The sequence below is a fragment of the Bradyrhizobium diazoefficiens genome, from assembly GCF_016616885.1.
Taxonomy (GTDB): domain Bacteria; phylum Pseudomonadota; class Alphaproteobacteria; order Rhizobiales; family Xanthobacteraceae; genus Bradyrhizobium; species Bradyrhizobium diazoefficiens_F.
In genome coordinates, this window is the sequence record NZ_CP067102.1 from 7,253,141 (window position 1) to 7,276,000 (window position 22,860).

At 64.8% G+C, this 22,860-nt stretch carries 27 protein-coding genes and 1 pseudogene; 12 read left to right on the top strand and 16 right to left on the bottom strand.

What is annotated here, in order from left to right; genetic code table 11:
* Window positions 1-44 precede the first annotated feature (44 nt).
* Window positions 45-500, top strand: a complete 456-nt coding sequence (locus tag JJC00_RS33730; protein ID WP_200470066.1) for a GNAT family N-acetyltransferase — start codon at window positions 45-47, stop codon at window positions 498-500.
* A gap of 258 nt (window positions 501-758) precedes the next feature.
* Complete coding sequence (locus JJC00_RS33735) at window positions 759-1,700, top strand: aldo/keto reductase (protein ID WP_200470067.1); 942 nt, start codon at window positions 759-761, stop codon at window positions 1,698-1,700.
* Between the two features lie 16 nt (window positions 1,701-1,716).
* Here the strand turns inward: JJC00_RS33735 and JJC00_RS33740 are convergent, their stop codons facing one another.
* The 3 genes from JJC00_RS33740 to JJC00_RS33750 all read right to left on the bottom strand — a co-directional run bounded on the left by JJC00_RS33740 (window position 1,717) and on the right by JJC00_RS33750 (window position 4,930).
* A complete protein-coding gene (locus JJC00_RS33740; protein ID WP_027534263.1) occupies window positions 1,717-2,040 on the bottom strand; it encodes an antibiotic biosynthesis monooxygenase family protein in 324 nt (107 codons plus the stop codon).
* 86 nt (window positions 2,041-2,126) lie between these two features.
* The gene (locus JJC00_RS33745; RefSeq protein WP_433996468.1) at window positions 2,127-3,347 is read right to left on the bottom strand and encodes a DUF1501 domain-containing protein; all 1,221 of its coding nucleotides are present in this window, start codon (window positions 3,345-3,347) and stop codon (window positions 2,127-2,129) included.
* A gap of 2 nt (window positions 3,348-3,349) precedes the next feature.
* Window positions 3,350-4,930 (bottom strand): DUF1800 domain-containing protein, encoded by a 1,581-nt coding sequence (locus tag JJC00_RS33750; protein ID WP_200470069.1) that lies wholly within the window; start codon window positions 4,928-4,930, stop codon window positions 3,350-3,352.
* 114 nt (window positions 4,931-5,044) lie between these two features.
* Here JJC00_RS33750 and JJC00_RS33755 point away from each other — a divergent pair, with 114 nt between their 5' ends.
* Entirely contained in the window at window positions 5,045-5,251 is a 207-nt protein-coding gene (locus tag JJC00_RS33755) for a cysteine-rich CWC family protein (protein WP_200470070.1), read from the top strand.
* Here JJC00_RS33755 and JJC00_RS33760 read toward each other — a convergent pair.
* From JJC00_RS33760 to JJC00_RS33775, 4 genes and pseudogenes are all read right to left on the bottom strand, one after another.
* Window positions 5,248-5,946, bottom strand: a complete 699-nt coding sequence (locus JJC00_RS33760; protein ID WP_200470071.1) for a glutathione S-transferase family protein — start codon at window positions 5,944-5,946, stop codon at window positions 5,248-5,250. The two genes, JJC00_RS33755 and JJC00_RS33760, sit on opposite strands and share 4 nt — an antisense overlap.
* A gap of 515 nt (window positions 5,947-6,461) precedes the next feature.
* Complete coding sequence (locus JJC00_RS33765) at window positions 6,462-7,628, bottom strand: IS110 family transposase (RefSeq protein WP_200467696.1); 1,167 nt, start codon at window positions 7,626-7,628, stop codon at window positions 6,462-6,464.
* Between the two features lie 112 nt (window positions 7,629-7,740).
* Window positions 7,741-7,971, bottom strand: a complete 231-nt coding sequence (locus tag JJC00_RS33770; RefSeq protein ID WP_200470072.1) for a hypothetical protein — start codon at window positions 7,969-7,971, stop codon at window positions 7,741-7,743.
* Window positions 7,968-8,746 (bottom strand): annotated as a pseudogene (locus JJC00_RS33775) (TSUP family transporter). Before JJC00_RS33775 ends, JJC00_RS33770 begins: the two are co-directional and overlap by 4 nt.
* 182 nt (window positions 8,747-8,928) lie before the next feature.
* Here JJC00_RS33775 and JJC00_RS33780 point away from each other — a divergent pair.
* From JJC00_RS33780 to uvrB, 4 genes are all read left to right on the top strand, one after another.
* The gene (locus JJC00_RS33780) at window positions 8,929-9,843 is read left to right on the top strand and encodes a LysR substrate-binding domain-containing protein (protein ID WP_200470073.1); all 915 of its coding nucleotides are present in this window, start codon (window positions 8,929-8,931) and stop codon (window positions 9,841-9,843) included.
* 109 nt (window positions 9,844-9,952) lie between these two features.
* Window positions 9,953-10,177 carry a hypothetical protein gene (locus tag JJC00_RS33785; RefSeq protein ID WP_200470074.1) on the top strand — a complete coding sequence of 75 codons (225 nt, stop codon included), beginning with the start codon at window positions 9,953-9,955 and terminating at the stop codon, window positions 10,175-10,177.
* A gap of 60 nt (window positions 10,178-10,237) precedes the next feature.
* Window positions 10,238-10,468 carry a hypothetical protein gene (locus tag JJC00_RS33790; RefSeq protein ID WP_200470075.1) on the top strand — a complete coding sequence of 77 codons (231 nt, stop codon included), beginning with the start codon at window positions 10,238-10,240 and terminating at the stop codon, window positions 10,466-10,468.
* Between the two features lie 107 nt (window positions 10,469-10,575).
* Window positions 10,576-13,533, top strand: coding sequence for an excinuclease ABC subunit UvrB (gene uvrB, locus JJC00_RS33795; RefSeq protein ID WP_200470076.1), 2,958 nt, complete (start codon window positions 10,576-10,578; stop codon window positions 13,531-13,533).
* Window positions 13,534-13,656: 123 nt separating this feature from the next.
* Here the strand turns inward: uvrB and JJC00_RS33800 are convergent, their stop codons facing one another.
* Window positions 13,657-13,890 carry a hypothetical protein gene (locus JJC00_RS33800; protein WP_200470077.1) on the bottom strand — a complete coding sequence of 78 codons (234 nt, stop codon included), beginning with the start codon at window positions 13,888-13,890 and terminating at the stop codon, window positions 13,657-13,659.
* Between the two features lie 310 nt (window positions 13,891-14,200).
* Here JJC00_RS33800 and JJC00_RS33805 point away from each other — a divergent pair, with 310 nt between their 5' ends.
* The 4 genes from JJC00_RS33805 to JJC00_RS33820 all read left to right on the top strand — a co-directional run bounded on the left by JJC00_RS33805 (window position 14,201) and on the right by JJC00_RS33820 (window position 16,800).
* Entirely contained in the window at window positions 14,201-14,641 is a 441-nt protein-coding gene (locus JJC00_RS33805) for a nuclear transport factor 2 family protein (protein ID WP_200470078.1), read from the top strand.
* Window positions 14,642-14,883: 242 nt separating this feature from the next.
* Complete coding sequence (locus JJC00_RS33810; RefSeq protein ID WP_200470079.1) at window positions 14,884-15,795, top strand: hypothetical protein; 912 nt, start codon at window positions 14,884-14,886, stop codon at window positions 15,793-15,795.
* Between the two features lie 172 nt (window positions 15,796-15,967).
* Complete coding sequence (locus tag JJC00_RS33815; protein ID WP_200470080.1) at window positions 15,968-16,393, top strand: hypothetical protein; 426 nt, start codon at window positions 15,968-15,970, stop codon at window positions 16,391-16,393.
* A 269-nt stretch (window positions 16,394-16,662) separates the two neighbouring features.
* Window positions 16,663-16,800, top strand: a complete 138-nt coding sequence (locus tag JJC00_RS33820; RefSeq protein ID WP_200470081.1) for a hypothetical protein — start codon at window positions 16,663-16,665, stop codon at window positions 16,798-16,800.
* Between the two features lie 39 nt (window positions 16,801-16,839).
* Here the strand turns inward: JJC00_RS33820 and JJC00_RS33825 are convergent, their stop codons facing one another.
* The 3 genes from JJC00_RS33825 to JJC00_RS33835 all read right to left on the bottom strand — a co-directional run bounded on the left by JJC00_RS33825 (window position 16,840) and on the right by JJC00_RS33835 (window position 18,132).
* Window positions 16,840-16,986 (bottom strand): hypothetical protein, encoded by a 147-nt coding sequence (locus tag JJC00_RS33825; protein WP_164938884.1) that lies wholly within the window; start codon window positions 16,984-16,986, stop codon window positions 16,840-16,842.
* A gap of 214 nt (window positions 16,987-17,200) precedes the next feature.
* The gene (locus JJC00_RS33830) at window positions 17,201-17,680 is read right to left on the bottom strand and encodes a MaoC family dehydratase (protein WP_200470082.1); all 480 of its coding nucleotides are present in this window, start codon (window positions 17,678-17,680) and stop codon (window positions 17,201-17,203) included.
* Window positions 17,680-18,132, bottom strand: a complete 453-nt coding sequence (locus JJC00_RS33835; protein WP_200470083.1) for a MaoC family dehydratase — start codon at window positions 18,130-18,132, stop codon at window positions 17,680-17,682. Before JJC00_RS33835 ends, JJC00_RS33830 begins: the two co-directional genes overlap by 1 nt.
* 159 nt (window positions 18,133-18,291) lie before the next feature.
* Here JJC00_RS33835 and JJC00_RS33840 point away from each other — a divergent pair, with 159 nt between their 5' ends.
* Entirely contained in the window at window positions 18,292-18,588 is a 297-nt protein-coding gene (locus JJC00_RS33840) for a DUF4282 domain-containing protein (protein WP_045003742.1), read from the top strand.
* A gap of 18 nt (window positions 18,589-18,606) precedes the next feature.
* Here JJC00_RS33840 and ychF read toward each other — a convergent pair whose 3' ends face one another.
* The 5 genes from ychF to JJC00_RS33865 all read right to left on the bottom strand — a co-directional run bounded on the left by ychF (window position 18,607) and on the right by JJC00_RS33865 (window position 22,821).
* Window positions 18,607-19,704 (bottom strand): redox-regulated ATPase YchF, encoded by a 1,098-nt coding sequence (ychF, locus tag JJC00_RS33845; protein ID WP_200470084.1) that lies wholly within the window; start codon window positions 19,702-19,704, stop codon window positions 18,607-18,609.
* A gap of 5 nt (window positions 19,705-19,709) precedes the next feature.
* The gene (gene pth, locus JJC00_RS33850; protein ID WP_200470085.1) at window positions 19,710-20,315 is read right to left on the bottom strand and encodes an aminoacyl-tRNA hydrolase; all 606 of its coding nucleotides are present in this window, start codon (window positions 20,313-20,315) and stop codon (window positions 19,710-19,712) included.
* A 58-nt stretch (window positions 20,316-20,373) separates the two neighbouring features.
* A complete protein-coding gene (locus JJC00_RS33855; RefSeq protein ID WP_200470086.1) occupies window positions 20,374-21,096 on the bottom strand; it encodes a 50S ribosomal protein L25/general stress protein Ctc in 723 nt (240 codons plus the stop codon).
* A 257-nt stretch (window positions 21,097-21,353) separates the two neighbouring features.
* Window positions 21,354-22,349: an IS5 family transposase gene (locus JJC00_RS33860; protein WP_200470087.1), complete on the bottom strand. Its 996-nt coding sequence runs from the start codon at window positions 22,347-22,349 to the stop codon at window positions 21,354-21,356.
* Between the two features lie 220 nt (window positions 22,350-22,569).
* Window positions 22,570-22,821: an accessory factor UbiK family protein gene (locus JJC00_RS33865; protein WP_200470088.1), complete on the bottom strand. Its 252-nt coding sequence runs from the start codon at window positions 22,819-22,821 to the stop codon at window positions 22,570-22,572.
* Window positions 22,822-22,860 lie beyond the last annotated feature (39 nt).

Here is a 22,860-nt window from a genome sequence, read left to right on the forward strand (position 1 = left end):
CATCACGTATGAAGGCGCATCCTTCGAAATCGCGGATTCCCCAGATGTCGCTTACCATTCGCTCCGTCACTCGGCAGGACTACGATCAATGGCTGCCGCTGTGGGACGGCTACAACGCCTTCTACGGCCGCTCCGGGCCGACCGCGCTCGCGCCTGAGATTACGAAGGTGACCTGGCAGCGCTTCTTCGACGCCTACGAGCCGGTGCACGGGTTGGTCGCCGAGAGCGAGGGCCGGCTGCTCGGCATGACGAACTATCTCTTCCATCGCAGCACCACCGCGATTGAGCCGTCATGCTATCTGCAGGATCTTTTCACGTCGGAGGCTGCGCGCGGCAAGGGTGTCGGCTCTGCGCTGATCCACGGCGTCTACGAGCGCGCAAAACTCGCAGGCGCGCCGCGCGTCTACTGGCAGACGCACGAGACCAACACCACGGCGCAGAGCCTGTACGACAAGGTCGCGGAACGCTCCGGCTTCATCGTCTACCGCAAGCTGTTCTGATGCGGCTGTCGCAACCCTGTGGATAACTCGGCCTGTCACTGGCCCGTAACACACCGGGACTAAGTTGCGGTTGCGTCTGATCAGGCCCCCGTCACCGATCAAACGCCCCAAAGCGGTCCCCGTCAGTCGCCGCGTCTGACAGGGGCCGCATTTTTTTGTCCGCAGTTCCTTTCAGCATGGCTGCAACGCGGCCAGCCGCTTGCCGGTGCGGTGCACCGCGGTCACAATGGGCGCCTGCTTTTTCTGACAGGATCTCCCATGGAAATTCGTAATCTCGGCGGCTCCGGCTTGCGCGTGTCCGCAGTCGGGCTCGGCTGCAACAATTTCGGCCAGCGCACTGATCTGGAAACTTCGCGCAAGGTGATCCACCGCGCGATCGATCTCGGCATTACGCTGTTCGACACCGCCGACATCTACGCCGGCCAGGGTGGCTCGGAGACAGTGCTCGGCACCGTGCTCGGCGACCGCCGCAAGGACATCGTGCTCGCCACCAAATATTCCAAGCCGATGGCGGCCGACGGCACCAAGCAGGGCGCCTCGCGCCGCTACATCATGAATGCGGTCGAAGCCAGCCTGACGCGGCTCAAGACCGACTACATCGATCTCTACCAGCAGCATGATTACGATTCGCTGACGCCGATGGAGGAGACGCTGCGCGCGCTCGACGATCTCGTCCGCCAGGGCAAGGTCCGCTACATCGGCCATTCCAATTTTCCGGCCTGGCGCATTGCGGAGGCCGAGTTCACCGCGCGCGCGATGAACGTCAGCCGCTTCGTCTCGGCGCAGGACGAGTACAGCCTCGTCGTCCGCGACATCGAGAAGGATTTGCTGCCGGCCGCGCAGGAATACAAGCTCGGCCTGCTGCCGTTCTTCCCGCTCGCGAGCGGCCTGCTGACCGGCAAATACCAGCGCGGCGCAGCAGCCCCCGCCGACACGCGCTTCGGCAAGGCGCCGGCGCTGCGCGACCGCTACGTCACGCCGCGCAACGAGGACATCGTCGAGAAGCTCCAGGCCTTTGCCAAGGCGCGCGGCCATTCGATGCTCGAGCTCGCCTTCTCCTGGCTCGCGGCACGGCCGCAGGTGTCCAGCGTGATCGCGGGCGCCACCCGCGTCGAGCAGGTCGAGCAGAACGTCAAGGCGATCGCCTGGCAGCTCAGCGCGGACGATCTCGCCGAGATCGATGAGATCACCAAAGGCTGATCTCTGCGGCGCGGCGCTACTTGGCGCCGCGTCCCACCGTCTGCATCACCTCAAAGCCTTCGAATTGGGGATGGCCGAGATAAAGCGGCTTGTTGTCGCCGGCCTTGTGATGCGCCGCACGAAAAGCCTCCGACTTTGTCCAAGCGTCAAACGCCGCGTGATTGGCCCACACCGTGTGCGAGGCATACAGCGTATGGTCTTCAAGCTCGGGGCCACGCAGCAGATGGAATTCGACGAAGCCCGGCACCTTGTCCAGATGGGTGTCGCGCGACAACCAGACCTGCTCGAAGGCGGCCTCCGATCCCTTGGCGACGCGGAAGCGGTTCATGGCGATGTACATGCGAGTGGTCTCCTGATGCTCGGCTCATCATGTCGTCATTCCGCGACGCGCCGCAAGGCGCGGGCGTGGAATGACGCCGGCGGCTGCTAAGCCACGAGCCCCTTCATCGGGCGCGCGGCGGCACTGTCGGGGAAGACTGTCTGGGCCAGCACCTGATCGGACAGGCCGAACTGGCCCTGCAGCACGCCCTTGATCACGGACCGGAGATCGGTGGTCGGCTTGAGGTCGCGGGCCTCAAAGAGGTTGGCGGGCTTGAGGCCGGGCCAGTCGGAGATGACACGGCCGCCCTTGACCGCGCCGCCGGCGAGCAGGGCGACGGTCGCCGTGCCGTGGTCGGTGCCATCGGTGCCGTTGATACGCGCGGTGCGGCCGAATTCGGTCGCGACCACGATGACGGTGTCGCGCCAGCGGTCGCCGAGGCCGCTTTCGAATTCGGCGAGCGCGCTGTCGAGACCGCCGAGCAGGAACGCGAGACGTCCGACCGAACCGCCTTCGTTGGCATGCGTATCCCAACCGTCAAATGCGAGTGCGGCGATGCGCGGACCATCATCGGCGGCCATCAGCTTGGCGGCGCCGCGCGCGACCTGGCGCATCTGCGCCACGGCATTGCCGGGCTTCGGCTTCATGTCATCGCCGCTCGCGGCCTTTTCCAGTTGAAGGCCCTGCGACAGCGCGGAGGCCAAAGCGGGATCGCGGTGACGATAGAGCTCGACCAGCCGCATCGCGGTGTCGTCGTCGGCCTGCGGCAGCGCGACCGGCGCCCAGCCAACGGTCGGCGCGTTGCCGCGCAGCACCAGCGGCGTGGTGGGGCCGACCGCGAGACCGCTCGACACGCGCTCGCCGCGCGGCAGCGCTTCCAGCGCGCGGTTGAGCCAGCCGGACTGCACGCGGCCAGGGCCGGCATAGCCGCTCTCGAGCACATCCTGGCCGTCGAAATGCGAGCGATCGCGATAGGGTGTCGCGACGGCATGAATCACCGCAGCATGCTGCGCGCGATACATCCGCGCAAATTCCGGCATCGACGGATGCAGCGCGAAGAAGCTGTCGAGCATCGGCGCGGGATGCGCGCCATCGGCGGTCAGCGCGATCGATCCGTGCAGGCCGGCATAGTCGGGGTCGCCGACCGGCGCGACCGTCGCGAGCCCGTCGAGCGCACCGCGCAGGATCACCACGACCAGGCGGGGATCGCGCCCATCGGCGGCGGCGCGGGCGAATTTCGGCAAATAGGCCCAGGCCGCAAAGGAGGCGCCGCCGAGCAGGAGGCCGCGGCGCGAGGTGAGGAGCCGGTTTTCGACGCAGTCGATCATCGTCATCTCCTCTGCAATTCCGGCGACATCAGCAGCAGTGCCAAGGCCTGCTGGCGCGATTCCGCGCGCTCGATGGTCCGCCGCGTCTCGATTGACGCCGCATCGGCTGCAGCGAATTCCAGCAAGTCGAGCGGATCGATGTTGGGCCCGAGCCGCGCGCCCATCTGCGAAGCGATGTCGAGCCGGAGCTTCATGCCTTCCGGAGCGGCCCAGGCCGCGGACGTGTCGGGGAAACCGTTCGGTCCGGCCGGCGTCCACAGGGGTTGGCCGAGCAGGTTCAGATTGCCGAGATAGCCACCGGGATCCTCCGGCACGCGCGCAAGCAGCCGGCCGCTCGCGACCAGGAAATCGTAAGGCGAGCGCATCTTGGTCAGCGGCGCCTTCCAGGCTTCGTTGGAGTCGACCAGCGCGGTGGCAAGCGCCTTGAGATCGCCGTCGGTCTTGATGAAGACATCGCGCAACCGCGCAACCACGGCCTGAGGCGGATCATCGGCAACGAAGTGGCGGACGAATTTGGTGGCGATGAAATTCGCGGTCGACGGATGGTGCGCGATGTCGGCGAGCGCGGCTTCGCCCTGGGCAAGGCCAGTCGCTTCATAGGTCTTGCCGAGCAGCCGTTGCGGCCCGGGCTGGTGCGCGTTGGCGTTGAAGACGAACGAGCCGGGCGCCCCGAGCTGCCCCTGCCGGCCGGCAAAGGTCCATCCGGTGATGATCCGCGCGAGCGAGGTAACGTCCTCCTGCGTATAGCCGCCACCGACGCCGAGCGTATGCAGCTCCATGATCTCGCGCGCGAGATTTTCGTTCAGCCCGCGCTTGCGGTTCTGGCCTGCGCGCGAGTCCGGTCCGAGCGATTGCTGGTTGTCGAGGAAGAACAGCATCGCCGGATGCTGCTCGACCGCCTTCAGCATATCGGTGAAGCGCCCGAGCACATGCGGGCGGATCGCCTCGCGTTCGAACGCACCGGCCCACATCCGCGCCAGCTCGCCCTTGCTCGCGGAGATGCAGAAATGGTTGGACCAGAACACGACCAGGCGCTCGGTGAAGCCGCAATCGGCCATCATCGCGCGCTGCAGCCGCGCCAGTGCCTCAGCGCGAAAGGTCTTCTGGATCACGTTGAGCGGCTGCGGCGACGGTTTTGCAGCAGCCGGCGCGGCATTGGGCTGCATGCTGTCCGGCTTCATCGCACTGTCGGCGGCCTTGTTGTCGGCAGCAGGTTTGGCCTCGGTCATTTGACCTGCGATCTCGGTCATGACCGTGTTGAGCGAGAGATTGCGGCGCAACGTATTGTCGGGCTTCGGGTCGGCGGGCGGCTGCGGCGCCGGCGCTTCGGTCGGCGCGGCGGCCTTCGCGACCTCGCGCGCCTGCTTGACCTGATCCTGATAGGCGAACGCGGCTTGGCCTAGCTGCGGCGTCGATTGCAGGCCCGGCGCCTCCAGCAGCGCGCCGAGGGGACGCGCCAGTTCCGCCTTCACGAAGCCGCGGGGATCGGAGGCCGCATTGATGAGATCGCCGGAGGCCCCGCCGCGGGCGCCGAAGCCGAAGCGGTTCAGCGCGACGAGGGCGGCTTGCGAATCGCGGGCCATCGATTTGTCCTCCGCGCGGTGCCAACCGCTTCCCTGGTCGGTGTGCGGCGCCTAATATACCGCAGCCGGAGATGAACCCGACATGAAAATGACGGCGAAGCTTTTGCGTAAATCATGACAAATCCGAAAGAAATCACGCTCACGCAACCGGCACCGCGCCGCCTCGCCTGTTCCCGATGCGGCACCGAATTCGGCTGCGACCTCTCCGGCCAATGCTGGTGCGCCGAGGAGACGGCAAAGCTGCCGATGCCGGTCAAGGGCGAGGATTGCCTGTGCCGGGAGTGTTTGCGGAAGGCGGCAGCGGAGGCAGCGCAAACCTAGACCGCGAATCCGGGCGGTTTCCGCGCCATGCCGTCGAACGCATCGAGCAGCCTTTCGCGCCAGGCATAGACGGGATCATCGGCCTCAAGCAGCTTGAACGGGCTCACCACGCGCGCCCACTGAAAGCCGCCAAACACGATGTAGTCGGCATAGTTCGGCGCGGCCCCGCCGAGATAGGCCTGCGTCTTGAACGTCTGCCGCATCACCTCCAGCGATTTGCGAAAGCCGATCACAGCGCTATCGCGGCTCGCCATCACCTCCTCCAGCGTCTTGCCGCCAAAGCGCGCCTCGCGCGACTTGCGGAAATAGGCGGCATCGACCTCGTCGAGCTTCTCGGGGATGTCGGCGACGATCAGCGGAAAGATGCCGCCGACGATGGCGATGTCGCCCCACGCGTTCAGCATGCGCGCCATGGCGCGGCCGCCCTCGCCGCCGAACAGCGATGGGCGATCCGGAAAATTGTCTTCGAGATAATTCGCGATCACCCAGGAATCGACCACAGGCTTGTCGTGATGCAGCAGCACCGGAACCTTCTCCGAGCCGTGGGGTGCGATCGTGCTCTTCTCGGTGAAGCGCCAGGGCAGCGATTCCGCCGTCAGCCCCTTATGCGCCAGCGCCATCCGCGTGCGCCAGCAATAGGGACTGAACGGGCGCGAGGCATCGGTGCCGACGAGTTCGAAGAGTTTGAGCGACATTTTGGTGTTCCGTCATTGCGAGCGCAGCGAAGCAATCCAGTCTGCCGCTGCGGAGACATTCTGGATTGCTCACATGGGGATTTGGTGTGTCAAGGTGGTAGTTCAGCTTTTTGTTCGATTGCAGCCAGCTCTTCGTCCCGACCATGGGGCCCTTCGGATGGCGCGCGCAGATCGAGTCAAGGTCGGCCCGTAGGGCCGCCGCGAAGCGGCTTGACCTTGACTTGAGCGAGCACGCCATCAGGCTTTGGTGGTCGGGCGGATAACTCCTTGTCGTCAGGCGATCTCAGGTTCGAGCCAGTTTTGACAATCTGGTTTTGCTTGCCAGATCAAACTCACATTCGGTCGTCGCGTGATAGCGACAGCACCAACATTCCGCTTGCGGCGGGCAGGCTCGAGAGGACGAGGCCATTCTTCGTTGCGGCGTTTGAAGCCATGCAATCCATCGGTTCGTCCACCCGGATCGGCCGAGGTTCGATCGGACCTCGGCAGATTGGTTTTGAGGTGGTGAAGAGGGCTCAGGCGGCAGGCTTCATCACGGCCCCCTCGATCACGACGCCCTGGGTGACATACTTCCACAAGGCAACCAGCAGCTTGCGCGCCAACGCCACGATCGCGCGCTTGCGGCCGCGCTGGCTGTTGGCCTTGAACCATTGGGTCAGAGCCGATTGGGGCTGGTGGCGTATCCACAACCAGGCGAGCTGGATCATCGTGGTTCTCAGCCGCGGATTGCCGGCCTTCGACACGCCCTGCTCGCGCTCGATACCGCCGCTGCGCCATGGCGTGGCCGCAAGCCCCGCATAGGAGGCGACCTGGCGGCGGTTGGCAAACTGGCGCCAGAAGGCTTCCGTCCAGAGAACGGCAGCGAAGTTCGGGCCCAGGCTCTTCAGGCCGAGCAGCATGGTGACCGGGTCCGATGCAGCCTTCTCGCCGGTTGGCTTGCTCGCCGTCAGTAGCGCCTCTTGCTCGCGCTCCACCGCCGCGATCTGCTCGAGCAGCAGTTCGAGCCGGGCGAGCTCGCGGCCGACCTGCGCCTTCAAATGCTGCGGCAACGGGCGCCCGTCCCCGGTGCGCAAGGCCTCGAGCCGTGCCTTGCGGTCGCGCCGCAGCGGCACATAGCCGGATATCCCTTGTGCAAACAGCAGCCCCTTGATCCGGTTGACGTGCTCGATCCGCTCCGCGATCAATGTCCGCCGCTCGCGGCAAAGTCGGCGGCGATCCTCGTCCTCCGGTGAAGGAGCAACCACCATCGCGCAGACCCGCGGCTCGCCGCGCTTGTAGGCCAGAAGCGACCGCAGCAGCGTCTCGCCATCGAGCCTGTCCGTCTTGGCCCGCCGGCGCCGGCGCGGCGTCGCGATCGAGGCCGGATCGACCACGTGGCTTTCAATGCCCTCCTGCTGCAAAGCGCGGTGAAGCCAGAACCCATCCAGTCCAGCCTCCTGGATGGTGATGATCGGATAGTTCTCCCCCGTTCGGGCCAGGGCCTTCTGCTTCAGCTCTGCAAACAGCTTCAAGAGCGCCGCAATATCACCGGCCTCCACGCTGTGTCTGGACATCTTCTCGCCCTTGCCGGGCGACAGCGAGGTCACCAGCCATGTCGAGCGGCTCAGTTCCAATGACACAAAAATTGCGCCAAACTGCGTGCGGATAGCGGCCGGTCCGTCGGAAGGATGATCGAGCAACATCGTCGTCTCCAGGTTGAATGGATTTAGCAACCTCAGTCTGGCCTCAGATCTGGTCGCTATCCACTCCCCATGGAATCTTCGCTGGCGCTCGCAATGACGATGTTGAGAGACGTCACCGCCCGTTGGTTCGCAGCAGCCTTTCGCCGTCTTCCGTCACCGCGATAATCAGGCCGATGCCGGGCAGTGTCTGGCGCGCGACGAAGCCGCGATCGGCGGCGTCCTCCCAGATGGTGAGGCGCGGGCACGAGGTCTTCCAGGTCGAGACCACCTCGGCATAGGCGCGCGGCTCACGCGCGATCCATTCGACGAAGTCCAGCACCAGCGGGTCGGCCGTCTCGTTCATTGCAAACCTCCCTTGTCGAAGGCAGCCAGCACCGGCGTACGAACCAGCAGCCAGCCGCCATAGGCGATGTAATAACAGGCGATGGTGGTGATCAGCTTGTTCGACCAAGCCACGAATTGCTGGTCGGTCATGGCTTCGAGAATGCGTCGCGCCAGCGTGGTGCCGAGCATGGAGGCCGCGATCGCGACGCCGGCCAACACTGGGTCGAGCGTGGCGGCCTGGTCGATGATGCCGCCGAAATAGATCAGTTTTGTGAAGTGACTGACGAGCTGGCACATCGCTTGGTCGCGACCTTCTCGCGCCGGCCGAAATCGCCGCCGAGGAAGAAGGTGTCGAGCAGCGGTCCCGAGACGCCGGTCATCAGCATCAGGCCCATGCAGATCGTGCCGTAGACGGTGCCCTGCCAGAGACGATCCGGATCGGGTTTGATATTCGTCGGCAGCAACCGTGCCATGAACGGCGTGGCGCCGAGCGTCAAGAGCGCCATCGGCTTGTCCGGCACATAGCGGGTGAGCGACCAGGCCGCCAGCGCAATGGCAGCGCCGACCATATAGTTCGCGACCGGCCGCCAGCGGATATGCGCGCGCCACAGCAGAGCGCGCCAGCCGTTCGAAGCCATCTGCGTGATCGCATGCAGCACCATCGCGGTCGGCAGCGGCATCAGCGCCAGCAGCACGCCGATCAGGATCAGCCCGCCCGCCATGCCGAACAGCCCCGACAGGAACGCGGTGGCGACCATCAGCAATCCAAGGGCAGCGATCATGATGGGCGTCACGAAAGTCTCCGGTGGTGGTCGCGTAAGGGACGCAAACTGCTCCGCGCTCTCGCCCTCAGGCGGGAAGCGTCCTCGCGTCGACAAATCAACTTGGAATTACTCTCATTCTTGTGCCTCCCTTGCCCCATCTTCGCAAACTGAGTTATCTTGGCCTGGCATCAGCTTTCCTGAGGGTCATTCGTTTGCGGCGGCTGCTCTTTCTCAACGGCATCAAGGCATTCGAGGCCGCGGCGCGGACCGGCAGCTTTGCTGCGGCGGGTGTCGAGCTGAGCGTGTCCGCGGCCGCCGTCAGCCGCATGGTGCATCTCCTGGAAGAGCGGCTCGGCGTCGCACTGTTCGAGCGCAAGGCCAACAAGCTCGTGCTGACGCAGGCAGGCCGTGCCTATCAAAGTGGCCTGACGCCGATCTTCGACGCGCTCGCAAGCCTCACCGCGCAGGTGACGGCACCGTCCAGCGTGCGCGTGCTCACCATCGGCGTCGGCCACACCTTTGCGATGCGCTGGCTGATCCCGCGGCTGTCGGAATTTCGCAGCGAGGAGCCCGACATCGAGGTGCGCTTCACCACCGGCGGTGCCGAGGTGCCGTTCGGAGAGGACTGGAGCTGCGGCATCAAGCTCGGCACCGGCGACTGGCCGGGGCTCGTCGCCGAACCGCTGTTCGCGGGCGACCTCACCCCGGTCTGCGTGCCCCGCCTCGCCAATGGCCTGAAGCGGCCGGCCGATCTCAGAGGGCCCGGCCTGATCCGCGTCACGCATTCGCCGGAGGACTGGCCGATCTGGCTCAAGGCCGCGAACCTTGCTCGCATCAACGCACGCGGGCCAGAGTTCCAGTTCTACGGCCAGGCACTCCAGGCCGCCGCCGACGGGCTCGGCATTGCCATGGGCATCCGGCCCTATATCGACGACGACCTCGCCGCGGGACGCCTGGTCGCGCCATTCGACCTCTCGGTGCCCAAGGGCATGCGCTGGTATCTGCTCTATCGCAGTTTTCAAACCGAACAGCGCGATTTTGCCGCGTTCCGCCGCTGGATCATGCGTTCCGCCGCGGAACCCGCGGTCCGGCCGCGGCGGTCCGGGCGCGCCGCCGCACGGAACTGACCATCACCCTTTCGGTGAAAAAGCCGGCGGCTTGTGAACGGCTTCACATTGTGAAATCCGCAAACGTGGTCCTCTAACCCTCCGACAAGAGAGTATTTGGGGACTACCAATGACGACCATTTACGACGGCTTTGACATCGAATCCTTCGAAGCTGGCAAGGGACTGTGGCACGCCCGGATCCGGCGCGCCGATTTCAGCCCGGTTGCCATCGATGGCGTGCTGTTTCCGGCCATGGAAGTCGGCTTCGCCTGGCCCGATCCCGACGCCGCGATCGAAGACGCCAAGCATCACATCGATCGCTTCCGCCGGCGCGCCGACGACAGCGACGAATAGACCGCCGAGACGGCAACAAAACTGAACGACAGCGTGGCGTAACAGGGGGGACACCGGTTTATGTCAGTCATCGAATGCGACGACACGGCGCGGCCGCGGATTTATTCGCGCAAGGTGCTGGCGATATGCCCCGAATGCGACGGCGATCTCACGGTGCTCCGTGTGATCGGCGGCCGCGCCGGGTGCGAGTACTGGACGATGCGCTGCACCGATTGCGGCGGAATCCATCTCGACATCCTCGAGCCACGCCTGACGGTCGTGGACGGCGACGGGCCACTGCCGGCGGCGTAGTCGCAAGGCCACTGAACCAAGGCCTGCTGCCAACTTGCTGTCAGCAGCCTGCGCACAGGCGGGCTTTCGCTCTTTTCTGGGCGACGGACTCGTCCCATATTCGGGGCATGGCGAAGAAACCTGCTCCCCCAAAATCCCCCAAATCCAAGGCAGCTAACAAGGCACCCAACTCGAAGGCGCACCGCCCCGATGTGCAGCCGATCGGGCCGGCGCTGGCCGAATTGCTCAATCCCGCGATCAATCGCGGCGATGCCGGGCTTGGATCGGGCACTGGCCTTCAGCCGCCGCCGGATAATTCGCGCGACCGCCGCTCCGGCGGCGAGGCCGCCGCACATCGGGCACGCGCCTCGACCCCGAAGGAATTTCCGCAGGATCGGCCGGTGCCGCTGCGGCCAGATCCGCAACCGCGGGAGGGCGGCGGCTTCGACGAGGCGCCGCAGGCCAATTACGGAACCGCGGCTACGATCCCGACGCTCGATCCGGAACTGGCCCGGCAGCTCGGCCTTCCCACCGAGGAGGACGACGCCGAGGCGCTGGCGCGTCCGCCGCGCACCAAGATGGAGGCGCTCGGCGTCAAGGCGACCGCCGACGCACTGGAATCGCTGATCCGCGAGGGCCGGCCGGAGTTCCGCAGGGATGACGGCTCCACGAAAGTGTGGACCCCGCATCGGCCGCCGCGCCCGGAGAAGTCCGAAGGTGGCGTGCGCTTCGAGATCAAGTCACCGTACCAGCCGCGCGGCGACCAGCCGACCGCGATCGCCGAACTCGTCGAAGGCATCCAGCGCAACGACCGTTCGCAAGTGCTGCTCGGGGTCACCGGCTCGGGCAAGACCTACACTATGGCCAAGGTGATCGAGGCGACGCAGCGTCCCGCCATCATCCTGGCGCCGAACAAGACGCTCGCCGCTCAGCTTTATGGCGAGTTCAAGAGCTTTTTTCCGGACAACGCGGTCGAGTATTTCGTCAGCTATTACGACTATTACCAACCGGAAGCGTATGTCCCGCGCACCGACACCTATATCGAGAAGGACTCGTCGATCAACGAGCAGATCGACCGCATGCGCCACTCGGCGACGCGCGCGCTGCTCGAACGCGACGACGTCATCATCGTCGCCTCCGTGTCCTGCATCTACGGTATCGGCTCGGTCGAGACCTACACCGCGATGACCTTCGCGCTGAAGAAGGGCGAGCGCATCGACCAGCGCCAGCTGATCGCCGATCTCGTCGCGCTCCAGTACAAGCGCACGCAGGCCGATTTCAGCCGCGGCACCTTTCGCGTGCGCGGCGACGTCATCGACATCTTCCCGGCGCACTATGAGGACCGCGCCTGGCGCGTGAACCTGTTCGGCGACACCATCGAGAACATCGAGGAGTTCGATCCGCTCACCGGCCACAAGCAGGACGAGCTCGAATTCATCAAGATGTACGCCAATTCGCACTATGTGACGCCGCGCCCGACGCTGGTGCAGGCGATCAAATCGATCAAGTCCGAATTGAAGATGCGGCTCGACCAGCTCCACGACCAGGGGCGCCTGCTGGAGGCGCAACGGCTGGAGCAGCGCACCACCTTCGACCTCGAGATGATGGAGGCGACAGGAAGTTGCGCCGGCATCGAGAACTATTCGCGCTACCTCACCGGGCGCCTGCCCGGCGAGCCGCCGCCGACGCTGTTCGAATATGTCCCCGACAACGCCCTGGTGTTCGCCGACGAGAGTCACGTCACCGTGCCGCAGATCGGCGGTATGTTCCGCGGCGACTTCCGCCGCAAGGCAACGCTCGCCGAATACGGCTTCCGTCTGCCGTCGTGCATGGACAACCGCCCGCTCCGCTTCGAGGAATGGGACATGATGCGGCCGCAGACGGTCGCGGTGTCGGCGACGCCCGGCGGCTGGGAGCTGAACGAAAGCGGCGGCGTGTTCGTCGAGCAGGTCATTCGCCCCACCGGCCTGATCGATCCGCCGGTCAATATCCGCCCCGCCCGCACCCAGGTCGACGATCTCGTCGGCGAGGTCCGTGCCACCGCCCAGGCCGGCTATCGCTCGCTGATCACCGTGCTGACAAAACGCATGGCGGAGGACCTCACCGAATATCTGCATGAGCAGGGCATTCGCGTCCGCTACATGCACTCCGATATCGACACCATCGAGCGCATCGAGATCATCAGGGATCTCCGCCTCGGCGCCTTCGATGCGCTGGTCGGCATCAACCTGTTGCGCGAAGGCCTCGACATTCCCGAATGCGCGCTGGTCGCGATTCTGGACGCCGACAAGGAAGGTTTTCTGCGCAGCGAGACCTCGCTGATCCAGACCATCGGCCGCGCTGCGCGCAACGTCGACGGCAAGGTGATCCTCTATGCCGACCAGATGACCGGGTCGATGGAGCGCGCCATCGCCGAGACCAACCGCCGCCGCGAAAAACAGGTCGAGTACAACACCGCCAACGGCATCACGCCGGAGAGCGTCAAGAAGCAGATCGGCGACATCCTCAATTCCGTCTACGAGCGTGACCACGTGCTGGTCGAGGTCGGCGGCCATGACATGACCGACGACGTCATCTCGATCGGCCACAACTTTGAAGCCGTGCTCGCCGATCTCGAGACGCGGATGCGCGAGGCCGCCGCCGATCTGAATTTTGAGGAAGCCGCCCGCCTGCGCGACGAAGTCAAGCGCCTGCGCGCGACCGAGCTCGCCGTGGTCGACGACCCCACCGCCAAGCAGCGCACCGTCGCAGGCAAGGCCGGCGCCTATGCGGGGACGAAGAAGTACGGCGACGCCGCCAACTTGCCAGTTAGCGCCATGAAGAAAAAGACCGTGAGCTCCTCGCTGAAGGCGAGCGGAGGTGGCAGCAGCAGCGGCTCAAAGGTGCACAAGCCGCACCTCGACGAGATGCACGGCCCGGAATCCCTGCCCTACCGCGAGAGCCCGAGTCTGCCGTCAAAGCCGTTCGGCAGCACGAGCCGGATCATCCAGCCGACGGACTCGCGGCAGTCAGGACCGGAGTTCGGGCCTACGCCGAAGTCGACGGGTGGGATGCCGGGGCGACGGGGTGGGTGGAAGAAGAGGTAGGACGCTGGTCACTGAGGGCGGAGTCGCGGTGTTGAGATGGCTCGCGCCCCATTTCCGGTGCCTGAACAAGGAGCGGAATAGATTCCGGGTTCGCGCTTTCGCGCGCCCCGGAATGACAGTGGCCTACAACTTCCCCTGTCCGCTCTGGCTCTGCTGTTGCTGCTGCTTGTCCTGCTCCTTGGCGTGGTGGCGACCGTAGAGGCAGCCGGCGGCGGCGCCGAGCATGCCGTGATGGCCGGCATAATGGCCGGCGACGCCGCCGACGACGGCGCCCTTAATGCAGCCCTTGGCGTTGGCGACGGGTGCCGCGGCCAGCGAGAGCAGGACGGCGGCGAGAACGATGTGCGGACGTGTCATGGGATCGATGTCTCCAAATGAATGTCGGCCTCTCAACGAGCACGCGCGCATCGCGGTTCCAACAGCGCTTGCTTCGACCGAACTTCGTCAAACGCCGCACCGGAGCGGCAAACACCGGGACCGGTAAAATGCGGGGTTCTATTGTAAATCTCACAAAGTGCGCTCACTTGTGCATTGCAAAAACGTGATTTGCGTTTCGGCCGAAATCGCCTATTTGTTCGTACACCAATGAATTGAGCAAGCCCCGCCGCGCATTGCTGCGCATGGGGTTGCTTTTCGTTTTTGCAAGCCAGTTTCAGGACGCCCCAAGATGACAGAGCACAGCCTCTGGCGTTTCTCGCGTGCGTTGCACCGCGCGATCAACGACCGGCACTTCGAGGATATCGAGGCCCTGATCGACGAGGATGTCGAGTGGGCAATTTACGGCCCGATCGACATGTTTCCGTTCCTCGGCGCGCGCCAGGGCAAGGCGGCGGTGCTCCAGGTCATCCGCCAGCTCGCGGACAATTTCCGCGTCCGCCGTTTCGACCGCGAGAGCATCATGCTGGGGGTCGATTCCGCCTCCTCGATGCTGCGCTATTCACTCACGGCACTGGATTCCGACAAGCCGATCAGCTTGCGCGTCGCGCAGTTCGCCCAGTTCAGGGCGGACCGGCTGATCAGCATGCGTGTGCTGATCGACACTTTTGACCTGATCGAGCAGGCACTCGGCCGCGCCATTCATCTGCCAAAGATGACCGGCGTCGGCTGACGGGGACACCAACGGGCTCCGCAATTCGGGACCGATCGATTGATGCTCCCACGACGCGTTCTGGCCTCCAGCCCCGCCGGACACCGTCGTGGAGACGCTCGTCATCGGGCGCGCGCCTTCCCGCGCGGCCCGTTGGTTCGTTATTCTGAAGGTCCGGCCGCTTCCAAACCGTCGCGGCATGCGCCATAATTTTGCAACGATACCGCCGCATCGTGTGCGCGAACTGGGTTGCGGGCAAGGCAATGGAATTCACGACAGGTTTGGGCTGGACCAGGCTGCCGCTGGCGGTTGCATTCATTTTCGGCTCGGTGCTGACGGCGTCGGCGCAGATCATTCCGCCCTTCGCCCCCGCCGCCACCGTGCCTGACGAGGAGGCCGAGGCCGCTGATACCGCCGATGTCAACGATCCCGACGTGCTCAAAGGCATCGACGTCGACAAGCTCGACTGGGGCCAGCTCGCCATCGACGCCGGCACGCTCAACGACATCATCGCCGCCAAGAAGCGCGCGCAGGCCGCCGCCAATAACGGCTTGAACTGGTCGGCCAACGCCAACGCCAACGGCTCCTCGGCCGTGACCGTGAAGCAGTCGGTGTCGTCGTTCTGGGATACCCGCATCGGCGCCGACATGACGGTCGCGAAAGAGCCGACCACGATGTCGGAGCTGATGGCGCAGAAGGCCGCCAATGGCGGCAACCTGCCGCAATCCTCCGGCAGCGCCTGGGCCGCCGCGACCGCACCGGGCGCAGGCCCCGTCTGGGACAAAACCGCGGTCGAAGCCCGCATCGATCCCGGCGCCGAGCAGAGCAAGCTCGGAGCGTCGCTGACCAAATCGGTGCCGCTGTCGAGCGATTATTCGCTGACGCTTCGGAACGGCTACAGCGTCAACCAGCAGGGCACGACGGCGCTGCCCGGCGTCGGCGGGCACATCACCCGCAATTACGAGACCGACCAATCCGCCAAAGTGACGATCACCGACACGGGCACCAGCATCACCGCCGGCCAGACCATGTCGACCACCGACGACAAATGGCTGCGCAAATTCGGCGCCGAGCAGAAGCTGTTCGACAACGTTACCGTCTCCGGCTCGGTCGGCGAGACCTCGCAGGGCGCGATCAACAAGAGCCTGACCGCGGGCTTCAAGAAGAGCTGGTGAGCCTTATTTAGAGTCTCGTAACCATACGCCACGGCAAAACCCCCGAATCGTCCGCCCTTGCCGCATCTCGGCCCCTTTGCGGTCAAAATCGGACGCCCTGATGCATCGGCCTGACACACATCGTCGTGCGGGGGACACTCGCGCTGCGCTCAACGCGAACAGGGGAATAACGATGAACGCCATGCGTCCGGAAAAGACCGAGACCACCGAGACCGAGACGGTCGACACCAACCTCGCCGCCGTGACGGAAGTCGAAGCGGGCATCCGCGATTTCGTTCGCAACGACATCGCCTATCTGCGCCGGCCGGCCGCGGGCACCACGACCGATGCGCCGCCGCTCGATCCGAGCGCGGAAGCCACCGTCACCAACGTCAACTCGCTGATCCAGCGCGTCGCCGGCACCTCGCTCGCCGAGATCGAAAATTTGATCTCCGAGCTCGAGAGCCTGCGCGACCTGCTCCATGCCGAAGGCCAGCGCGTCCAGCGCGAGATCTCCGGCTACGCCCAGCTCAGCCAGGCCGCGATGAAGTCGACCCGCATGATCGCCGACAACGTCGCCCAGTGGAAGCGCGCCGCCGACGGCCTGCGCAATAGCTGATCGCGCGTACCTACCAAGCATCACCAGCCGCCGCGGTCCGGAAGGGGCGCGGCGGTTTTGATTCATGGGGGCGTGATGAGCGCACACATGCGCCGCTCGAAAGCTGTGATCCAGTACTCCGAGGCAGTGCGAGGATACGGAGAGGCCGCGGCGTACTGGATGCCCCGCCTTCGCGGAGCATGACAGCGGGGCCTTGAACCCTCCGCCCATCCCCTGCGACCAATGCCAAGCGCCCGTGCCGCCTACGGCCGCGCTCGGGGACATTTCAGATGGAAAGCATTCGGCCCGATAACACGGACCCGATACCGCTGCGGCCCGCGCCGAGCCAGTTCGGGACCATCATGCTGCGCTTTGTCGGGCTGCTGGCGGTTGCGATCGCGATTTTGGCGTTCGTCTATAGCCGCTGAGATGAGGCCGGATACCGGCCTCCAAACGTAAACGAGACCTTAACGGCTCGCGTCGACCGTCGAGGCTTCCAGGGTGTAGGCGCCGTCGGCGTAGCCCTTCACCACCATGCCGGCCACCAGCATCACGGCCAGCGTCGCGGTAGCGAAGATAAATCCGACCAGCTTGAGTGCGCCGCGGTCTGCCATTGTTCTCGTCCCCTGTCCTCTGCCCAGTTCGTTCAAATAGACAGCGACAGGTTCATAATTGGTTAGCAACTCGATGGTTCCGGCAGCTGCTTCGCAGAGACCAGCCATCTCGCGGAGGCTTATGGCAGCAGCCCTGAATCGCGTCCATAGCGCGCGGGCAACACTGGCTGACTAGTTTTTCGCGCTCATTTCGGCCGTTCATCCTGGAACTGGTCTAACCGCCCTTCCGCGCCGGCACGAAGGCGGTGGCGGTGATGGAATAGACCTCCTCGCCGCGCTGGTTGGTGCCGGTGGTGCGGGCGGTCAAAATGCCCCAGCCGGGGCGCGAGGCGGAGGTGCGCTTGTCGATGACGACGCTGACGTAAGCGACGGTGTCGCCGGCGAGCACCGGCCTGATCCAGCGCAGGTCGCGAAAGCCCGGTGACGGGCCCCACACCGCGACCTCCTCGCCGCAGGCCGCCGCTTCCCGCGCCAGACGCTGGCCGTCGGCGACAACAAGACTCATGCAGGCCGAGCCGACATGCCAGCCCGATGCGGCGAGACCGCCGAACAGCGAGTTCTTGCCCTCTTCCTCATCGAGGTGAAAGCGCTGCGGATCGAACTTTGCAGCAAAGGCCTTGATGGAGTCCGCCGTGAACGTATGGGTGCCGAGCTCGCGGCGGTGACCGATCTCGATCTGCTCGAAGAACCGCATCAGACCGCTCCCGCGCGCCGCTCGATCAGGATCGGCGAGGTCATCTCGCACAGCGCTTCGCCGCTGGCGTTGCGCATCGTGCATTTGAACTTGACGATGCCGAGGTTTGGCCTGCTCTTCGAGGGCCGCGCCTCAAGCACGTCGACATCGAGCGTCAGGTCGTCACCCGGCCTGAGCGGCGAGAGCCAACGCACCTCGTCGACGCCGGGAGATCCCAGCGACGCGGCCCGGGTGATAAAACCATCGGCCATCATCCGCATCATCAGCGAGCAGAGGTGCCAGCCCGAGCCCGACAGGCCGCGCAGCATGCTCTTGGCCGCGGCCTCCTCGTCGAGGTGCATCGGTTGCGGATCGAATTCGGCGGCAAAGGCCAAAATCTCGTCGCGGGTGACATGGCGCGGGCCGAACGTTCCATACCGGCCGGTCGGGAAATCTTCGAAGGTCAGGGTCATCTTGGCAATGCTTTGCGGGAAGGTCAGATTGTGGCCGCACTTTGCGGCAATCTCAACCCGCCGGTCCGCATGGCTCGTGCTACATTCGGCGAGTCGGGCCAGACCAGCCTCATTGTCGGATTGACGCGGGCCGCAGCGCAATTTGCCCGGGGGAGAGAGATGTTTTCATTCAGCGATCTGTTTCAATGGGACCGCTTCATCACGCCGACGATCATCAAGACCTTCTACTGGCTGGTGATCGGCGTGATCTGCCTGTTCGGGCTCTCCGGAATCTTCGCCGGTCTCACCGCGATGGCGATCAGCCCGTTCGCCGGCTTCCTGGTCGTGCTGGAATCGATCGCGGGCGTCGTCGTCGGAATCGTGTTCTCGCGCATCGCCGCGGAATTGATCCTGATCGTGTTCCGCATCAACGAGCATCTCGGCGCGATCCGGGATCAGGGCGGCGGAGTGCGGTGAGGCGGCGCGGGCCGCCTCTTACGTATTAAACCGGAAATGCATCACGTCGCCGTCGGCGACGACGTATTCCTTGCCTTCGAGGCGCAGCTTGCCGGCATCGCGGGCGCCGGCTTCACCGTTGAGCGCGACATAGTCCTCATACGCTATCGTCTCGGCGCGGATGAAACCCTTCTCGAAATCGGTGTGGATCACACCGGCGGCGCCTGGCGCCTTGGTGCCGCGATAGATGGTCCAGGCGCGCGCTTCCTTCGGCCCCACCGTGAAATAGGTGATCAGGTCGAGCAACGTATAGCCGGCGCGGATCAGGCGATCGAGGCCGGCCTCTTCCAGACCCAGCGTCTCCAAGAAGTCGGCGCGCTCCTCGCGCGAGATGGTCGCGATCTCGGATTCGATCTTGGCAGAGATGACGACGGCAACCGCGCCTTCCTTGGCGGCCTGGTCCTGCACCGCCTTCGAGAACGAATTGCCTGTGGCCGCCGAGCCTTCCTCGACGTTGCAGACATAGAGCACGGGCTTGGACGACAGCAGGCCGAGCATGCCGAAGGCGCGCTCCTCCTCGGCCTTGCGCTCGACCAGGCGCGCGGGCTTGCCTTCGCGCAGCAGCACCAGCGTGCGGTTGACGAGGTCGAGCTGCTCCTTGGCGTCCTTGTCGTTGCCCTTGGCCTTTTTGGTCAGGTTGTCGACGCGCTTCTCGAGGCTATCGAGGTCGGCGAGCATCAGCTCGGTCTCGATGGTCTCGATGTCGGCGAGCGGGGCGATCTTGCCCTCGACATGGGTGACGTCGGAATCCTCGAAACAGCGCACGACGTGCGCGATGGCGTCGACCTCGCGGATGTTGGCCAGGAACTGGTTGCCGAGGCCTTCGCCCTTGGAGGCGCCGCGCACGAGGCCCGCGATGTCTACAAAGGTCAGCCGGGTCGGAATGATCTGGCCCGATTTGGCGATCGCCGCAAGCTTGTCGAGCCGCGGATCGGGCACGGCGACCTCGCCGACATTCGGCTCGATGGTGCAGAACGGATAGTTCGCCGCCTGCGCCGCGGCCGTCTCGGTCAGCGCATTGAACAAGGTCGATTTGCCGACATTGGGCAATCCGACGATTCCGCATTTGAATCCCACGAGCGTTATTCCTTGCCGTTCTCGTCCTTGGTCAAAAATCCCTTCGCCTGCATCGCGAGATGCACCCTGTTGGCGAAGGTCGCGTCCGTGCCCTTGACGATCAGTGCGGCATGCTCGGCCACCGCGTCGCAGAGCGTCGTCACCCAGTCGTTGTCGGCCTTGGCGAAGTCCGACAGCACATGGCCGTGCACCATCTGCTTGACGCCGGGATGACCGATGCCGAGCCGCACCCGGCGATATTCGTTGCCGATATGCGCGGAGATCGAACGCAGGCCGTTATGCCCGGCAATGCCGCCGCCGATCTTCACCCGCACCTTGCCCGGCGGCAGTTCGAGCTCGTCGTGAAACACCGTGGTGTCGCCCGGCGCGATCTTGAAGAAGCCTGCGGCTTCCTGAACGCTGCGGCCGGAGTCGTTCATGTAAGTCGTGGGCTTGAGCAGGATCACGCGCTCAGTGCCGAGCGTGCCTTCCGAGGTCTCGCCCTGAAAACGACGGCGCCATGGTGCGAAACCATGACGCCGCGCAATCTCGTCGACGGCCATGAAGCCGATATTGTGCCGGTTACGTGCGTATTTCGCGCCGGGATTGCCGAGCCCAACAAAGAGTCGCATGACGCGGCGCGCCCTTCGCTCGGCGCGCGATCAGAGACCGCGCGCCAGCCTTGAGAGATTACTTCTTCTTGTCGCCGCCGGCGGGAGCCTTGGCAGCAGCCGCCGGAGCACCCGCAGCCGGAGCCGCAGCACCTGCCGCCGGAGCAGCAGCACCCGCAGCCGGAGCCGCGCCACCAGCAGCGGCCGCAGCCGCGGCCTTCTGCTCTTCGGCGTAGCCGGACGGCGGCACGATGGTGACGAGGGTTGCGTCCTCGCGGGTCAGCGCCTTCACGCCGGCCGGCAGCTTGATGTCGGACAGATGCAGCGAGTGACCGATTTCGAGCGCGCCGACATCGGCCTCGATGTACTGCGGTATGCTCTCGACGCCGCATTCGAGCTCGATCGCATGGGCGACGATGTTGACGGCGCCGCCGCGCTTTACGCCGGGCGAACCTTCCGCCTTCACCACGTGCAGGGGCACGCTGATGCGGATGGTGGCGCCTTCGCCGAGCCGCATGAAGTCGACATGGATCGGGAAGTCCTTGACCGGATCGAGGTGGTAGTCGCGCGGAATCACGCGGTGCTTCTTGCCGTCGAGGTCGATGTCGACCAGCGTGGTCAGGAACCGGCCGGCGAGGATGCGCTGACGCAGTTCGCGATCATCGACCGAGATCGGGAGCGGGGGCTGCTTGTTACCATAGATCACTCCGGGCACTTTCCCGGCACGACGCTCAGCCCGGGCGGCCCCCTTGCCGCTCTTCGGACGTGCGGTCGCCTTCAATTCCTTGACGGTCGTCGCCATAGTCTAAGTCCTTGTTTTTGCAAAAGTTAATGGGCCGCAGCGCGGCCCATGGCATCGTTCGCAGCAAGCCTCCAGGGGTGCGGGGGCCACGAACTGGCGGGCTTTTACCCGGAAGATGCAGAAATGACAAGGAGAATGGGCTGCTCTTACCCTCTCCTGGAGGGAGGGCTTTGCGCAAAGGTCTGAGCTGGCCTTTGGGGGCCGTAGCGGGCTTTTTTTGACGTGAGCCTGCTGCGGTGAGCGGCATCTTGCTCATTTCAAGCGCAGGCGGACTCCTGGCGTAGTGTGGCCAAAGCGCCTGCCGCGCGACGCAGACTATAGGCGCAGCAGGCCAGCACGATGTGCACCTGGTTGCGCTCGAAGTTGAAGAAGCGCAATCGCCGTAGGCCGTAGTGCTCCTTGAACACCGCATACGGACGCTCAACGGCTGCGCGCACCTTGGCGATCAGCTTGTTGCGCAGCTTCTGCCGCGGCCGCAGTTTATGATGCTTGTTGGGCCGATGCATCAGGCGGTCCTTGATGCCAGCTTCTTTAAGGCGCGCGTGCCGGGCATGCGTGTAGTAGGCCTGATCGCCGTAGACCGCTTGCTCATCGCCACAGAACAGACAATCCGCCGGCTCGGTATCAGTGATCGAGGCATCCGTCACATGGATGCGGCGAATGATGGTGTGGCCTGCATCCACACCCGTGTGGATCTTGTAGCCGAACACACTCTTTTTGCCTTTGCGGCCCCAGCGAGCGTCGCGATCTGCAGATGGTTTGGACGGCGTATCCTCCGCATCCTTGCGCGGCTTGCGTGGCGGATTGGCCCGCGCCGGGATCAACGAGGCGTCGACCAGGGTACCTTGCTTGAGGATCAGCTTCTTGGCTTCGAACTGCCGGTTGATCTCAGCGAAAATCTTCTCGATCAGCCCGTCCTTGGCAAGTTCCTGCCGAAACCGCCACAACGTGCAGTGGTCCGGGGTCTGATCGTGCAGGCTCAAACCGACAAAGCGACGGAACGACAACCGATCCGCAACCGCAGCTTCCAAGGCGGGATCAGACAGATTGTGCCATATCCCGGCGAGCAAGCAGCGCAGCAAGACTTTCGCTGGATAACTGCTGTTGCCGGCGCCATCGCTGCCCCGCTTGCCCAGCAACGACTCCAGCGGCGCCCAATCCACAACCGCTTCGACCTCATCCAGAATACTGCTTCGCGGCGTCTGGACCAGACCATCCGCCAAGCTCATCTGACCGATATTGCGCTCAACCATGGCTCTCCTCGCCAGAATCAGCCATGCTTAGAGAATCACGCCATCCCAATTGCGCAAAGCCCTCGGAGGGGGAGGGTCGATCGCGCGACGCGCGAGCGGGGTGGGGTGACAGTCTCTCCATTGAGGCGGTGCCCGAGTGGATAGATCATCACCCCACCCCGGCGCTACGCGCCGACCTCCCCTCCAGGACCCCTCCAGGGGAGGGTAAGAAAGAGCTGCCTTACCCGCCGAGCTTGGCCTCCAGCGCCGCGATGCGCGCTTTCAGCGCCTCGTTCTCCTCACGCGCCAGACGGGCCATGTCCTTGACCGCCTCGAACTCCTCGCGCTTGACCAGGTCCATGTCGCGCAGGAACTTCTCCGCCTGCGTCCGGATCACCGTGTCGAACTCGCGCTTGACGCCCTGGGCCGCACCGGCGGCATCGTTCATCATGCGGCCGATCTCGTCGAAAAACCGGTTGGTGGTCTGGGTCATGTCGGTCTCCTGGCGGCCTGCGATAAACTTTGCGCGAAC